The organism is uncultured Algibacter sp. (genome assembly GCF_947487605.1).
Classification (GTDB): domain Bacteria; phylum Bacteroidota; class Bacteroidia; order Flavobacteriales; family Flavobacteriaceae; genus Algibacter_D.
Genome location: NZ_CANKXK010000003.1, coordinates 117,925 through 133,487 on the forward strand (window position 1 = coordinate 117,925; position 15,563 = coordinate 133,487).

The window sequence follows — 15,563 nt, forward strand, 5'->3', positions numbered from 1 at the left end:
AGAAAAGTCAAAGTTTAGTGAAACACTAAATAAGAATAAGTAAAGCTTTACCACCTTACCTTTTACAATTGCAGTAGTAAAAAAAGGGGTTTAATTGCCTCTTAATGACAGTTTTGATTTGAAGTGCCTATAAAATGATTTAGGTAACTTATTTGATAGACTAGTTGCATTAACACATTTTTAACATAGCCCAGCAAAACATTTCTTAATTTAGTTTCATCATTAAACATCAATGATTACAACTAAATTCTATTATAATTAAGAGCCGATAATTAAATTAAAGACTTAAACGGTCAAATCATTAATAATTGATTTATAAGTCTTTTTTATTGATTTGAATTAAATTTTATGTGATTTGAAAGTCTGTTTTATTGATTTAAAACGACTTAATTAAACTTAAAAAGTCATTTTTTTATATTAGTTTAGAATATCAAATTATTTAATTCCCTATGATATCCCCAATTAAAGCTATAATAATCGATGATGAATTCTTAGCAAGAAAAAGAGTTTCTAATTTATTGAATGACATTAAAGAAATTGATTTAATTGAAGAATGTAGCTCTGGCAAAGATGCTATTAATGCCATATTAACCGAAAAACCAGATCTTATTTTTTTGGATATACAAATAACCGATATGACAGGTTTTGATGTTCTTAAACAAATTGACGAATCTGTTATGCCTTTAATAATATTTATAACAGCCTTTGACGAATTTGCTTTAAAGGCATTTGATTTTTTTGCATTTGATTATTTATTAAAACCCTTTAAAGATGAACGCTTTTTTCAATCAACAAATAAAGTCATTGATTTGTATTCTACAAATAAATCAGACGGATTAAATAAAAAAATAAATAACCTTTTAAAGTATATAGAAAATCCCAATGCTGATTTTTTTGAAACAAAAAAATCGAAACTCGCTATAAAAGCTAATGGTAAAATTTCATTTATTGAAAAGAATGATATAAAATATATTCAAGCATCTGGTTATTATGCTGAGATTTTTACAGATCAAAAAAAGTATCTTTTACGAGAATCTTTAAACTCGTTGTTAGATCAGTTAAAATCATTTAAATTTATTAGAATTCATAGATCTACTATTATAAATTCGTCTTTAATTAAAGAAGTATTGTACTCAAATTATGGCGAAATCGATGTGAAAATGGAAGATGAAAAGCTTTTCAGAATTAGTAAAACTCATAAAAAAGAGTTTCAAAAAAAAATGGGAATTTAATTATCCAAATGATTTAAATATGATTGAAAAATTAAAAGAATATTTAGACCTAAAGCTCATAGCTATTTTATCAGGCGGCTATGGTTTATTTATACTTGTGCAACTTTTTCGAGCAGCCTATATACGAGTGAACTTTTTTAAAGAACCAATTGAGTGGTATGAGCTCATAAAAAGTAACATTATAGACTGGGTTGTAATTACCGTATTTATATTTTTTTTGGTATTTACAACCAAACTAATGATGCATAAAAAAACCAAAATGGTTTTTATTATTTTTATACATTTATTTTTTTCCTTTTTTATAGGATTTTTCACTATATTCTTATCAAACATTGTTGAAAAATTCACAGGGTCTTCGTCTACATCTCTTATGTCTTTTGATACTATTATTGAATGGTTTGTTCGCCTTATGAATTTACATTTTTTAATTTATGCGGCACTAGTAACGGTTGTTTATATGTACTATTACTTAAAACAAAATGAAGAAAGTAAAGTTAAAGCATTAAAACTTCAAGATCAACTTTCAAAAGCTCATTTAAAATTTTTGCAATCTCAAATGCACCCACATTTTCTTTTTAATACATTAAATGGTATTCATTCATTAATGGATATTAGTCTTCCAAAATCTAAAAATATGGTTGTAGATTTAAGTGATCTTTTAAGAAATGTTCTAGACAAAAAGGATCAAAATTTAATTGAGTTACAAGAAGAGCTATTTATTCTTCAGAAGTATCTTCAGATTAAAAAAATTAGATTCTCTGATCATCTTAAATTTCATGTGACAGTTGAGGAAGGGTTAGAAAATGTACTAGTCCCAAATATGCTTATTCAGCCTTTGGTTGAAAATGCTACCAAACACGGATATGAAATAAAGCATGGAATATTAGACATCTACATAGATATTAAAAAACAAAACAAGAAACTTATTGTTAAAGTTAAAAACAATGGAAAAAAATTAACAGAAAAAACTTCTTTGTTATTTGAAAAGGGTACTGGCCTTAGTAACTTAAAGGAACGTTTAAATACACTTTATAAAGATAATTATAAATTGACATTATATAATAAACAAGATTTTGTAATTACCGAAATACATTTTCCAATTCAATTATCTATTTCAGAGATACCTGATTCATTTAAAAATTAATTGAGATAATTCATTCAAAATATTAATAAAACTCATTTTCTAGTTCAAATCGAATTATGATTCAATATTCAATTACATTGACTTCAATAACTTATATTTAGATGTTAGAAAGCTATCAAGGTTTAGATGAAAAATTATCAAACATAAATATTTAAATACATGATTATCATACATTAAATATAAATATCGTTTTAAGAGTTTTTGATTGTCATACTGTTTTAAATTTTACATTAATTGATTTAAAAGTTCAATTTATTGAATTGAAATACAAATTTTTTGATTTATACAATTTGATAATTGATATGAATGTCTTTCCAGTTAAAATACATTTAATTTATTTAAACTAGTTTAGTATAAAAAATGCCTTCAATAAGAACGTTAATTATTGATGATGAGCCTTTGGCAAGAAAAAGAATTTCAATTCTTATTTCTGACTTAAAAGATTTTCTGCTCATCGACGAGTGCAGCTCTGGAAAGGAAGCTGTTAAAAAAATTCAAGAAAAAAAACCTGATTTAATTTTTTTAGATATCCAGATGAAAGACATGACAGGGTTTGATGTTTTGAGACAAATTGACCCAGCGATTAGACCATTAATAATTTTCATTACAGCTTTTGATGTGTTTGCGCTAAAAGCTTTTGATTATTTTGCTTTTGATTATTTGTTAAAACCTTTTAAAGATGAACGTTTTTATAAATCTACCAAAAAAGTAATTGAATTATTTAATAAGAATAACAGAAGCAATGTGGATGAGAAAATTAATCAATTAATTAATTATGTAGAAAGTCCAGAAAAAAAATTATCGCATTTTAGAAATAATAAGTTACCAATTAAGGCGAATGGTAAGGTGTTTTTTATCGAGAAACAAGAAATTAAATACATTCAAGCATCAGGATATTACGCAGAAATATATACAGACCAAAAGAAGTATTTATTAAGAGAATCTTTGAGTGCTCTTTTAGAACAGCTTAACAAAACAATGTTTTTTAGAATTCATAGATCAACTATTGTAAACACCTCTTTCATTAAAGAAGTTATCTATTCAAGTTATGGAGAAATTGACGTTAAAATGCTTGATGAAAAACTATTTAGAATAAGCAAAACTCATAAAAAGGAATTTCAGAATTTAATAGGGTTGTAATGATCAAGCAAATTAAATTATCAATAGAACGAAAATTACTCCTTTACTTATATGGTTTCTATGCAGTAAACTTAATTTCTTCTGCTTTAATTGCATCCTATTATAAATACAATGAAATTGCATTTATAAGTAAGAGTTGGGAAGAGCTATTGTCAGAAATCTTTGTGTTAGGTGGTATACCTATGATAATTTTCATTTCTGCAATTGCTTTAATAACTCAATTTTTGATTAAGAAGAAGTATTCTTGGAAAATTGTAATCCCTTTTCATATCATATTTGCTTTTTTATATAGCTCCTTTTTGGGTTTACTTCATATAACATTGAGGGCATTTATAAGAGGAGAAAGCATATCTGAAAATTTAGGTTATATTAAATTAGTGCAAGGTACAATATGGCGTATAGATGACAACTTTACTTTATATATTGCTTTTGTTGCAATAATTTACGCCTACTTTTACCTCTCAAAGGATAAAGAAAACAAAATTAAACAAGCGAAAATAGAAGCACAATTAATAGAGACAAAAATAAAAGTATTAAAGTCTCATTTACAACCTCATTTTCTTTTTAATACATTAAACAGTATCTATACATTAATAGATAGTGATGTGAATAGCTCTAAAGAAATGTTAGTAAATTTAAGTGAGCTTCTAAGAAAATTAATAGATTTCAAAGACCTCAACCTAATAGAATTACAAGATGAGTTAAATTTATTTAATAAATATCTTGATATAGTTAAAATACGTTTTTCGGATGATTTAAAAGTAGATATGCAAATTTCTGATGATCTTGAAAACGTTCTTATTCCAAGCTTGCTTATTCAACCAATAGTTGAAAACTCTATTAAACATGGATATTCCAAAAATCATATCACACTAAAAATATTCATCAAAATAATTAGAATGGATTCTAAGATAACAATTGAAATTTTAAATAATGGTCGTTTTATTGAAAAGCCTTTTAAAGAATTAACGAAAAAAGGGATGGGTATCATTAACACCATTGATCGTTTAAAAACCTTATACAAAGACCAATTTAACTTTGAATTTAAAAATACTGAAGAAGGCGTATTAACTAAAATAACCTTACCTTACAGGTTATCTGAATACAATCTTCTTTAAAAGAACAAGCACCAAAATTAGTGCTTTATATTAATTTGCAGATAGTCTAAAACATTAGCTTCTCACCTTCTGCTCCCATTTCCAAGCAGAACGCATTGCATCATCGAGAGATAGTTCTGTTTTCCAACCTAACTCATTATTTGCTTTGTTGGTGTCGGCATAGGCAGAAATTATATCACCTTCTCTTCTGCCTACAATTTTATAATTCAGTTTTTTGCCTGAAACACGTTCAAAAGATTTAACTACTTCTAAAACCGAACTTCCTTTCCCTGTACCAAGATTAAAAGTCTCATAATTAGATTTATTATTCCCCTTAAGTAAACGCTCCAAAGCTATAACATGGGCTTTGGCTAAATCTACAACATGGATATAATCTCTAATACAAGTACCATCTGGTGTTGGATAATCATCACCAAAAACAGACAATTCTTCTCGTAATCCAATAGCCGTTTGTGTAATAAATGGCACTAAGTTTTGTGGTACCCCTATTGGTAATTCTCCTATTTCAACCGATTCGTGAGCTCCAATTGGATTAAAATACCTTAAAGCAATCGCTTTTAAACTGGGAACTACTTTACACGTGTCTTGAATAATTTCTTCGCCAATTTGTTTAGTATTTCCATAAGGCGACTCTGCCTGTTTTACAGGAGCACTTTCGGTAATGGGTAATTCATCTGCTTGCCCATAAACTGTACACGATGAGCTAAAAATAAAACTAGCTTCAGGTAATTTCTTTAATTCTTTTAAAATATAAACCAAAGTCCCAATATTATTTTCATAATATAATAATGGCTCCTTAACACTTTCTCCAACAGCTTTACTTGCTGCAAAATGAATAACACCTTTAACATCGTTATGCTTTGCAAAAAAAGCTTCAACTTTATCCTTTTGTTTAAGATCTAACTTTTCAAAAATTGGTGTTCTACCAGTAATAGCGGTTATTCCATCCAATACCTTTTCAGAAGAATTTGATAAATCGTCTATAATAACAACCTCGTAACCTTCATTTTGTAATTCAACTACGGTATGTGATCCTATAAATCCCAGTCCACCTGTAACTAATATTTTATCCATTTATAAATTTTATAATTGTTGAAGTAATAAATTCAATTTGTTCGTCATCTAATTCGGTGTGCATTGGTAATGAAATTACTTCTTTCACCAATTGATTGGTTACTGGAAAATCAGCTTCATTGTATCTTTCATCGGCATATGCTTTCTGTTTATGAAGCGGAATTGGATAATAAATTCCACAAGGAATTTCATTTTCGTTCAAGTGTTTAGCTAGAGCATCTCTATTAACTCCTTTTAATCGTAAAGTATATTGATGAAAGACATGACAATCACATGTGTCACAAATATTACTACAGCTATTACTAACTGTTTTAGGCGTAATAATACTTTCAATTCCTTCAAAAGCTTTACTATATTTAATTGCGGCAGTCTGTCTAGCCTTATTATAACTATCTAAATTAGGTAGTTTAGCATCTAACACCGCTGCCTGAATACTATCTAATCTCGAATTAACACCTACTACATCATGATGGTAACGCTCATACATGCCATGATTAACTATACCTCTTATCGTATGTGCTAAATCGTCATCGTTTGTAAAAATAGCACCTCCATCTCCATAACAACCTAAATTTTTAGATGGAAAAAAAGATGTAGCTCCAACATTACCAATAGTTCCAGCTTTTACCTTAGTTCCATTTTTATAAGTATAATTTGCCCCTATGGCTTGTGCATTATCTTCTATTACAAATAAATTATGCTTCTTTGCAACTTCCATGATGGCTTCCATATTGGCACATTGACCAAATAAGTGAACAGGAACAATTGCTTTTGTTTTATGTGTAATCGCTTTTTCTAAAGCTTCAATATTTATATTAAAATCATCTTCGTTTACATCTACTAAAACGGGAACTAAATTAAGTAAAGCTATAACTTCAACAGTTGCGGCAAATGTAAAATCTGCAGTTATTACTTCGTCTCCTGGTTTCAAACCTAAACCCATCATAGCTATTTGCAAAGCATCTGTTCCATTAGCGCATGGAATAACATGCTTGACTCCTAAATATTGTTCTAAATTATTCTGAAATTCATGAACTTTTGGACCGTTTATAAATGCTGTGTTTTCAATTACTTCTTGGATAGAAAGATTAACTTCATCTTTTATACCAGCATACTGACCTTTAAGGTCAACCATTTGAATTTTCTTCATTTAAAAAAAATTAAGACCCATTTGGTCAAATTAAAGAAAAACCCTTAAGAGTTTTGACTTACAAAATTACAAAAATCGAGCAGGTTATCCATAGAAATGTGTTAAAGAAATGTATTTTAGCGTTAAAGAAAAAGACATTGAGTTTTATTTATAATATTGGCATTAAAATAACTGACTTTGCATTAAAGTGCTTGTCATCTTTTAATATAAAGATAAAATTAGGCGTAATAGGTCGTTCTAAAACTTTTGGTATCCTGCAAGATAACCTAAATGCAAAAAGTAAAACGCTTTGGTTTCATTGTGCTTCTTTAGGCGAATACGAACAAGGGTTACCCATTTTTAAAGAACTTAGAAGACATTTCTATCAGCATAAAATTGTACTCTCCTTTTTTTCACCTTCTGGTTATGAGATTCGTAAAAACACCCCAATAGCCGACATTGTAATTTATTTACCCTTAGATACTAGAAGAAATGCAAAACAATTCATAAATATAGTTAATCCAGAACTAACTGTATTTGTTAAATACGACATTTGGCCTAATTTTTTAAATGAAATTAAAACCAGAAATTTAAGAGCTGTTTTAATATCTGCATTATTTAGAAAAAATCAACCTTATTTTAAGTTTTATGGTAAAACTCTGAAACAAGCGCTGTTTTCTTTTGAACATATTTTTACTCAAAATGAATCTTCAAAGCAATTACTCGAATCTATTGACTATAAAAACGCTACCGTTTCTGGAGACACTCGTTTTGATCGGGTTACAAATCAGTTAGAACAAGACAATACGTTAGAGTTTGTTGAAAATTTTAAAAATAATCAAGTGTGTCTTGTTGCTGGTAGTACATGGAAAGAGGATGAACAACTACTAATTAATTTTATTAATTCTGAAAATACAGATAGAATTAAAATAATTATTGCTCCACATAATATAAAAGAGAATCAAATAAGAAACTTAAAAGAAAGCCTTTCTGTAAAAACTGCTTTATATTCTGAAAGAGATAAAATTAATGTAGCTAATGTACAAGTGCTTATAATTGATTCCATTGGAATTCTTACAAAAATTTATAGTTACGCAGACATATCTTATATAGGTGGTGCTATGGGCAATACAGGGCTACATAATACGCTTGAAGCTGCTGTATTTGGTGTTCCTATAATAATTGGGAAAAATCATCTTAAATTCCCTGAAGCACTAACCATGATAGAAAATGGCGGTATGTTTTCTGTTTCAAATCAAGATGAATTTGACAAAATATTAAATAAACTGATAAAAAATAGTGACTTGCGGATAGAGTATGGGTCTAAAAATTCACAGTACGTAAGAAATAATAAGGGAGCTGTCATCCAAATACTAGATTATCTGCGTATATAAAATTAAGAATTGTTTAAGCTTTCTTATTTTTTTTTAAAAAAGTCATTAAATTGGCACTTGACTATAAATAATTAACACTAAAAACAAAAAACATGAAAAAATCACTTTTAAGTATGGCATTAGTAATGGCATTAGGTTTATCTTTTACATCTTGTAGAGATACTAAAAAAGCAGACTCTGTTGAAGATGCTGTTGAAAATGCAACAGAAGCTGCAGGTAACGCTATTGAAGAAGCGGCAGAAGCTACTGGCGATGCTGTAGAAGGAGCTGTTGATGCTGCTGGAGATGCAGTAGATAGCGCTGTTGATGCTGCTGGAGATGCAGTAGACAACGTTGTGAATGCCGCTGGAGATGCAGTAGATAGTGCTGTTGATGCTGCTGGAGACGCAGTAGATAACGCTGCAAATTCAGCTTCAGATGCTCTAAAAAAAGAAGCAGATAAGATTAAGATTAACAACTAATTATTAGCTGTCTTAAAAATTTAAAAACCACCTTGAAGGTGGTTTTTTTATGCTATAAACTTAAAGTATATAAATAGTCTTTACAAAAAACTTATAAAGACTTAGTAATTAATACGCTAATTGACTGTGTCGATTACCATATCAACTTTTTAGGTATTATTCCTAAACTCTCAACTATTTTAAAAACAAAAAAGCCGAAACTTTCGTTTCGGCTTTTTATCTGTACTGAAGACGGGACTTGAACCCGTACGTCCTAATGGACATTGGATTTTAAGTCCAACGTGTCTACCAATTCCACCACTTCAGCATGCTTCGACTGTGCTCAGCACGTCGTTGGTATATTTTAAGAAAGTTTCAGAGCGAAAGACGGGATTTGAACCCGCGACCCCCACCTTGGCAAGGTGATGCTCTACCCCTGAGCTACTTTCGCAGTCTTTTTATGAACGTACAATATTGCTATTGCGGATGCAAATTTAAAATATTTCTAGGAATTGCAAAGCCTTTTCCTAAAATAAATAAATTTTATTTTAAGCTTGTTTTTTCTTTACTAGCATACGCTTAATTTCATTGAGTTTCATAAGTGCTTCAACTGGCGTAAGTGTATCAATATCAGTATGTAAAATCTCATCCTTGATGTTTTCAAGAAGCGGGTCATCTAAATTAAAGAAACTCAATTGCATCTCATCGTTTAGAGTTTTCACCTTATCTGTAAGCTCTTCACTTGAATGTGATTTTTCTAATTTCTCTAAAATCTTGTTTGCTCGTCGTAATACTTGTTGAGGCATACCTGCCATTTTTGCTACATGAATACCAAAGCTATGTGCGCTTCCACCTTCAACTAATTTTCTCAAGAATAGCACATTGTCTTTAAGTTCTTTTACAGACACGTTGAAATTTTTAATGCGTCCAAAAGTTTCACTCATTTCATTTAACTCATGGTAATGTGTTGCAAATAATGTTTTTGGCTTTGCGAGATGCTCATGTAAATACTCACTAATTGCCCAAGCAATGGAAATACCATCATAGGTACTTGTCCCTCTTCCTATTTCATCCAGCAATACTAAACTTCTATCAGAAATATTATTTAAAATAGAAGCTGTTTCATTCATTTCAACCATAAAAGTAGATTCTCCCATGGAAATATTATCACTAGCACCAACTCTAGTAAAAATTTTATCTACCAAACCAATTCTAGCTGCTTTAGCTGGCACAAAACTCCCTATTTGAGCAAGCAAAACAATTAAAGCTGTTTGACGTAATATGGCTGATTTACCAGACATATTTGGACCTGTAATCATAATGATTTGCTGTGAGGTTCTATCTAAAAACACATCGTTAGAGATATATGCTTCACCAATGGGTAATTGCTTTTCAATTACTGGGTGACGACCATCTTTAATCTCTAAATCGAATGAATCATCAAGTGTTGGGTAAATATATTTATTATCTTTTGCCAATTGAGCAAAACCACACAAACAATCTAACTGCCCAACTAAATATGCATTTTGCTGTACTGGTTTAATGTATTGATTTAACCAACTTACTAATTCTGAAAACAATTGTTGCTCAATAGCTAAAATACGCTCTTCAGCACCTAAAATTTTAGCCTCATACTCTTTGAGTTCTTCAGTAATGTAACGCTCTGCACTCACTAAAGTTTGCTTACGTATCCAATCTTCTGGAACTTTGTCTTTATGGGTATTTCTAACTTCAATATAATATCCAAATACGTTGTTTGACGCGATTTTAAGTGATGTAATACCAGTACGCTCACTTTCACGTTCAAGCATATTATCCAAATAATCTTTACCAGATTTTGACAAACCTCTTAACTCATCTAATTCAGAAGAAAAACCAGCAGCAATACTATTGCCTTTCAAAATATTAACTGGGGCATCTTCATTTAAAGTTGCCTTTATTTTTTCGCGAAGCACATTGCAACTTTGAAGTTTATCTCCAATAATTTTAAGCGACTCATTATCACAATTTGAAGCTAAAGATTTTATAGGCACGATAGCTTCCAACGAATTTTTAAGCTGAATAACCTCTCGTGGATTAACCTTCCCCGTTGCCGTTTTTGAAATTAAGCGTTCTAAATCGCCAATATGCTTAATATGATTTTGAATCTTTTGAAGCACGGTATTTTCGTGAGTTAAGAAACTCACCACTTCATGACGTTGTTTTATTTTTTCAACGTTTTTTAACGGGAGCGCTAACCATCGTTTTAGTAACCTGCCGCCCATTGGCGAGATGGTTTTATCAATAACATTTAAAAGTGTTACCGCGTTATTATTTGTAGAATTATAAAGCTCTAAATTTCTAATGGTAAACTTATCCATCCACACATAATCATCTTCAGCGATTCTAGAAATAGAGGTGATGTGTTGTAATTTATGATGTTGCGTTTCACCTAAATAATGAAGAATAGAACCTGAAGCAATAATACCTTCATACAAATCTTCAATTCCAAAACCTTTCAATGTTTTTGTATCGAAATGTTTCGTTAAGGTTTCGTAGGCATAATCGGTTTGATATACCCAATCTTCTAGATAAAAAGTATGAAAATCGTCTCCAAACGTATCATTAAACAATGTTCGTTTTTGTTTTGAAACTAATACTTCACTCGGATTAAAATTTTGAAGTAACTTATCAATATACTCAGCATTCCCTTGAGAGGTTAAAAACTCGCCTGTAGAAATATCTAAAAATGACACTCCAATATATTTTTTATCGAAATAGACCGAACACAAAAAATTATTAGATTTTGATACTAAAACCTCATCATTCAAAGCAACCCCAGGAGTAACTAACTCTGTTACGCCTCGTTTCACTATGGTTTTAGTTTGTTTAGGATCTTCCAATTGGTCACAAATTGCCACACGTTCACCTGCTTTTACCAATTTAGGTAAATAGGTATTTAGAGAATGGTGCGGAAATCCTGCCAACTCTGTTTCGCTCTCGCTACCAGCACCACGTTTGGTTAAAATAATACCTAAAATTCCTGCAGCCTTAACAGCATCACTTCCAAAGGTTTCATAAAAATCGCCCACACGAAATAATAACAAGGCATCAGGATATTTCACCTTAATGGCATTATATTGTTTCATTAACGGCGTTACTTTTTTTGCTTTTTTCTTCATGCCTTTATCATTCCTATGAAGATGGGAATCTCAATGGAAAAGTGATTTATATATGTTATTTTTGACAAAATTGTAGCATGCAATGTACTATTAATTTCATGTGTTTTGAACTTGATTTTTCATAAGTTATCTACAATTAGAACGAGATTTCAACAATAGTTGTTATTTTGAACAAAGCCACACATTTGATGAGATTTCCGCCTTCGCGGAAATGACAAAGACTATATTAATGAGAAAACTTAAAAATAGCGAGCTAGATAGGTTAAGTATTGATGATTTTAAAGACGCTAAAAAAACGCCCATCATCATTATTCTGGATAATATTAGAAGTTTAAATAATATTGGTTCGGTATTTAGAACAAGTGATGCTTTTTTAATTGAAATAATTTACCTCTGTGGAATAACTGCAAAACCGCCACATAAAGACATTCATAAAACAGCCTTAGGAAGTACAGATACGGTTAATTGGGAATATGCCGAAAACACTATAGATTTAGTTGAGAAACTGAAAGCCAACAATGTAGTTATTTGCGCCATTGAACAAGCCGAAAATGCAACTATGCTAAACGACTTTACACCTAAACCACAGACCACTTATGCTTTAGTTTTTGGAAACGAAGTAAAAGGTGTTTCGCAAGATGTTGTTAACGCCAGCGATATTGTTATTGAAATTCCGCAATTTGGCACAAAGCATTCTTTAAACATTTCTGTAAGTTGTGGCGTTGTGGTTTGGGATGTGTTTTCAAAGTTAGAAGTTAGAAGTTAGAAGTTAGAAGTTAGAAGTTAGAATATATAACCTTATTGTCATTTCGAGGGCAGTCGAGAAATCTCATAATATATGGCAAAAAAAATCAAAAAACCTTGGCCAACAAAAGCCGTAATGCACCAGATTTATGATAAGCATCTTTGGGGCGGAAAAGATTTTGATTTTTACTCTGGTGAAGGTTCGCATGACCCAAAAATTACAACCCCTTATTTAGAACAAGTCGTTTCATTTTTAAAATCTTTTAGCGAGCTTTTAACTGTTTGCGATTTAGGTTGTGGCGATTTTAATATTGGAAAACACCTAACCAAATACACTAAAAAGTATATAGCTATTGATATTGCTGAGGCTTTAATTGAAAGAAACAAAAAACTATTCAAGTCTGATTATTTAGAATTCCAATGCTTAGATATCTCAAAAGATGAATTGCCCAATGGAGACTGTATTATTTTGAGACAGGTTTTACAGCATTTATCAAATACTGAAATAAATCAAATCCTTCAAAAAATTCAGCATTATAAATACATCATTTTAACGGAACATATCCCAACTGGTAATTTTGAACCTAATATAGACATTATATCAGGACAAGGAAATCGTGTAAAATATAACAGTGGTGTTGCTATTTTAGAAGTTCCATTCAATTTAGAAATTAAAAAACAAAAACTACTTGATGAGTATATTATGGAAAACAATAAAGGCAGAATTGTAACGACATTATATCAAATATTCTGAAAGTTTTAACTGGTATAGTAATTCAAGTTCATTCTGAACATTTTTTAAATTCTAGTTATCGGTTTCTTATAATATAATTCGTTAAAACAGAACTATACCTTACCTTTATAACTATCACTAAATTAAATAACGATGAACAGAATTATTAATTTAATTATAGTTTGTTTCACGGTAGTATTAACCTCGTGTGAGGAAAACTCTAAACTTAGCAAAGACGTTAATCACCAAATAGAAAAAGAATCAAAATCAGAGTTAAATAAATTTAGCACAACTTATTCCATCGGGGCAAAACCAGATTCAATTTCATTTATGGCTAATAATACAGCGGTAATTGTTGTTGATATGCAAAATGATTTCGGCTCGAAAGGCGGTTTATTAGATTTTCTAAGTATAGATATTTCGGAGGTTCAAAAAGTAGTAGAACCAACAAAAAAAGTAATTAATGCATCACGTAAAGCAGAAATCCCAATTATCTATTTCAAAATGGGATATAAAGCTGATCTTTCTGATTTAGGAAGTGAAAATTCAATAAATAGAATAAGAAAACCTTATGTGGGCGATACCATAATAGCTCCCAATGGAGAAATAAGTCGAATCCAAATTCAGGACACATGGAATACAGATATTATTGATGCACTAAAACCTCACGAAAATGACATAATTATTGAGAAGACCAGATATAGTGGATTTTATAATACAACACTAGATTCAATCCTGAAAAAGAAAAATATAACCAATCTGGTTTTTACCAGCTGCACAACAAGTATTTGTCTTGAATCAACGGTTAGAGACGCTATGTACAGAGATTATAACTCCATAGTATTGGAAGATTGTACAGTAGAAACCATCGGCTCAAATTTATCCCGAACAAATTACGAGGCGTCTATTTTAAATATTCAAATTATGTTTGGATGGATTTCAAATTCAATGGAATATGTTAATGCATTAAGAGAATAATTAAAAGGTATATCCCTAAAAATCAATCCCCACAAATCTCCCCCAAAACCCACAAATAATCCTCACGATTTTCGATAAAATCTCTATCAGAAATATCAATAATTTTTACATTAAAATCTTTTTGAGTTTTTAAAAACTCTAAATAACCTGCGTTGATTTTTTCTAGATAATCATCAGAGATATTTTGTTCGTAATCGCGTCCACGTTTTTTGATATTTTGTTGTAACCGTTCGGTGTTTTGATATAAATACACATACAATTCAGGTTTCGCGATATCTTTATACATTAAATAAAAAAGCTTTCTGTAGAGATTAAACTCATCATCATTCAATGTTATTTTAGAAAAAATAAGCGATTTAAACACGTCATAATCACTCACAATAAAATCTTTAAACAAATCGAGTTGTGATAAATCATCCGAAATTTGTTGATACCGGTCCGCTAGAAAAGACATTTCTAAAGTAAAGGCATACCTATTTGCATCTTCATAAAACTTAGGTAAAAAGGGATTGTCAGCAAAGCGTTCCAAAATCAATTTCGCATTAAAATCATGAGCCATTTTAGTTGCTAAACTGGTTTTTCCGGCACCAATATTTCCTTCAATAGCTATGTAATTGAATTTTGAAAAATCATATTGTTTACTTGGGTTTTTAAGCCAAATCTTAATAGGTTCTAATACCGATTCATCTTCACATTCATCTAATAAAACAAAAACTTCTTTACCTAATTTTGGATGCTTTACTTTTGAAGCGATATCGTTAAGCGGCAACAACACAAACGCACGCTTGCTCATTTCTGGATGCGGCACTTGTAGTGTTTTGGTACTGATTATTTCATCTTCTGCAAAAACAATATCCAAATCTATGGTTCGTGCTTCATAGCCTTTTGTTTTGGTTCGGGTGCGCCCTAGTTCGGTTTCAATTTCCAATAAGATTTCTAATACATTTTGCGGTTTTAAATCGCTTTCTAAAACCAAACAGCAATTCAAAAAATCTTCACCTTCAAACCCAAACGCAGGCGATTTATAAACCTTAGAAATTAATTTAATATTTCCTACACGTTCATGAATAGCGTCAACCGCTTGCTGTATGTTTTTAAACTTATCGCCTTTATTACTCCCAAGTGCTATATGATATGTTGTTGATTTTAGCATAGAAAAGCAAAATAATAAAAAGTAAATGGTTTCCTTTATATTTATAGTGTTGAATTTTAAAAATTACTTTCGATTGTTCTCGATACGATAAATCTATATTGCATCACTCGAACTGACCTAACG

13 protein-coding genes and 2 tRNA genes are annotated in these 15,563 nt (G+C 30.3%); 9 read left to right on the forward strand and 6 right to left on the reverse strand.

Annotated elements, in window-relative coordinates:
* Positions 1-449 precede the first annotated feature (449 nt).
* The 4 genes from Q0739_RS04500 to Q0739_RS04515 all read left to right on the forward strand — a co-directional run bounded on the left by Q0739_RS04500 (position 450) and on the right by Q0739_RS04515 (position 4,634).
* Positions 450-1,232: a response regulator transcription factor gene (locus tag Q0739_RS04500; protein ID WP_298237513.1), complete on the forward strand. Its 783-nt coding sequence runs from the start codon at positions 450-452 to the stop codon at positions 1,230-1,232.
* Between the two features lie 19 nt (positions 1,233-1,251).
* The gene (locus tag Q0739_RS04505; RefSeq protein ID WP_298237514.1) at positions 1,252-2,376 is read left to right on the forward strand and encodes a histidine kinase; all 1,125 of its coding nucleotides are present in this window, start codon (positions 1,252-1,254) and stop codon (positions 2,374-2,376) included.
* A 360-nt stretch (positions 2,377-2,736) separates the two neighbouring features.
* Positions 2,737-3,516, forward strand: coding sequence for a response regulator (locus Q0739_RS04510; protein WP_298237515.1), 780 nt, complete (start codon positions 2,737-2,739; stop codon positions 3,514-3,516).
* A complete protein-coding gene (locus Q0739_RS04515) occupies positions 3,516-4,634 on the forward strand; it encodes a histidine kinase (RefSeq protein WP_298237516.1) in 1,119 nt (372 codons plus the stop codon). Before Q0739_RS04510 ends, Q0739_RS04515 begins: the two co-directional genes overlap by 1 nt.
* A gap of 54 nt (positions 4,635-4,688) precedes the next feature.
* Here the strand turns inward: Q0739_RS04515 and galE are convergent, their stop codons facing one another.
* The gene (gene galE, locus Q0739_RS04520; protein WP_298237517.1) at positions 4,689-5,708 is read right to left on the reverse strand and encodes a UDP-glucose 4-epimerase GalE; all 1,020 of its coding nucleotides are present in this window, start codon (positions 5,706-5,708) and stop codon (positions 4,689-4,691) included.
* The gene (locus Q0739_RS04525) at positions 5,701-6,858 is read right to left on the reverse strand and encodes a DegT/DnrJ/EryC1/StrS family aminotransferase (protein ID WP_298237518.1); all 1,158 of its coding nucleotides are present in this window, start codon (positions 6,856-6,858) and stop codon (positions 5,701-5,703) included. Before Q0739_RS04525 ends, galE begins: the two co-directional genes overlap by 8 nt.
* Positions 6,859-6,911: 53 nt before the next feature.
* Between Q0739_RS04525 and Q0739_RS04530 the strand changes: the two genes are divergently transcribed.
* Positions 6,912-8,231, forward strand: coding sequence for a glycosyltransferase N-terminal domain-containing protein (locus tag Q0739_RS04530; protein WP_366140767.1), 1,320 nt, complete (start codon positions 6,912-6,914; stop codon positions 8,229-8,231).
* Positions 8,232-8,323: 92 nt separating this feature from the next.
* Positions 8,324-8,692 (forward strand): hypothetical protein, encoded by a 369-nt coding sequence (locus Q0739_RS04535; protein ID WP_298237519.1) that lies wholly within the window; start codon positions 8,324-8,326, stop codon positions 8,690-8,692.
* 223 nt (positions 8,693-8,915) lie between these two features.
* Here the strand turns inward: Q0739_RS04535 and Q0739_RS04540 are convergent.
* The 3 genes from Q0739_RS04540 to mutS form a co-directional block, all read right to left on the reverse strand.
* Positions 8,916-8,999: transfer RNA gene (locus tag Q0739_RS04540), tRNA-Leu, on the reverse strand.
* Positions 9,000-9,050: 51 nt separating this feature from the next.
* A tRNA-Gly gene (locus tag Q0739_RS04545) sits at positions 9,051-9,122 on the reverse strand.
* 97 nt (positions 9,123-9,219) lie between these two features.
* Positions 9,220-11,832 carry a DNA mismatch repair protein MutS gene (gene mutS / locus Q0739_RS04550; RefSeq protein WP_298237520.1) on the reverse strand — a complete coding sequence of 871 codons (2,613 nt, stop codon included), beginning with the start codon at positions 11,830-11,832 and terminating at the stop codon, positions 9,220-9,222.
* 229 nt (positions 11,833-12,061) lie between these two features.
* On the opposite strand from mutS, the gene Q0739_RS04555 reads away from it, so the two are divergent.
* The 3 genes from Q0739_RS04555 to Q0739_RS04565 all read left to right on the forward strand — a co-directional run bounded on the left by Q0739_RS04555 (position 12,062) and on the right by Q0739_RS04565 (position 14,287).
* Positions 12,062-12,598 (forward strand): RNA methyltransferase, encoded by a 537-nt coding sequence (locus Q0739_RS04555; protein ID WP_298237521.1) that lies wholly within the window; start codon positions 12,062-12,064, stop codon positions 12,596-12,598.
* 72 nt (positions 12,599-12,670) lie between these two features.
* Complete coding sequence (locus tag Q0739_RS04560) at positions 12,671-13,330, forward strand: class I SAM-dependent methyltransferase (RefSeq protein WP_298237522.1); 660 nt, start codon at positions 12,671-12,673, stop codon at positions 13,328-13,330.
* A 132-nt stretch (positions 13,331-13,462) separates the two neighbouring features.
* On the forward strand, positions 13,463-14,287 hold the full coding sequence (locus Q0739_RS04565; RefSeq protein WP_298237523.1) for a cysteine hydrolase: 825 nt from the start codon (positions 13,463-13,465) through the stop codon (positions 14,285-14,287).
* 22 nt (positions 14,288-14,309) lie between these two features.
* Here Q0739_RS04565 and folK read toward each other — a convergent pair whose 3' ends face one another.
* Positions 14,310-15,440, reverse strand: a complete 1,131-nt coding sequence (folK, locus tag Q0739_RS04570) for a 2-amino-4-hydroxy-6-hydroxymethyldihydropteridine diphosphokinase (protein ID WP_298237524.1) — start codon at positions 15,438-15,440, stop codon at positions 14,310-14,312.
* Positions 15,441-15,563 lie beyond the last annotated feature (123 nt).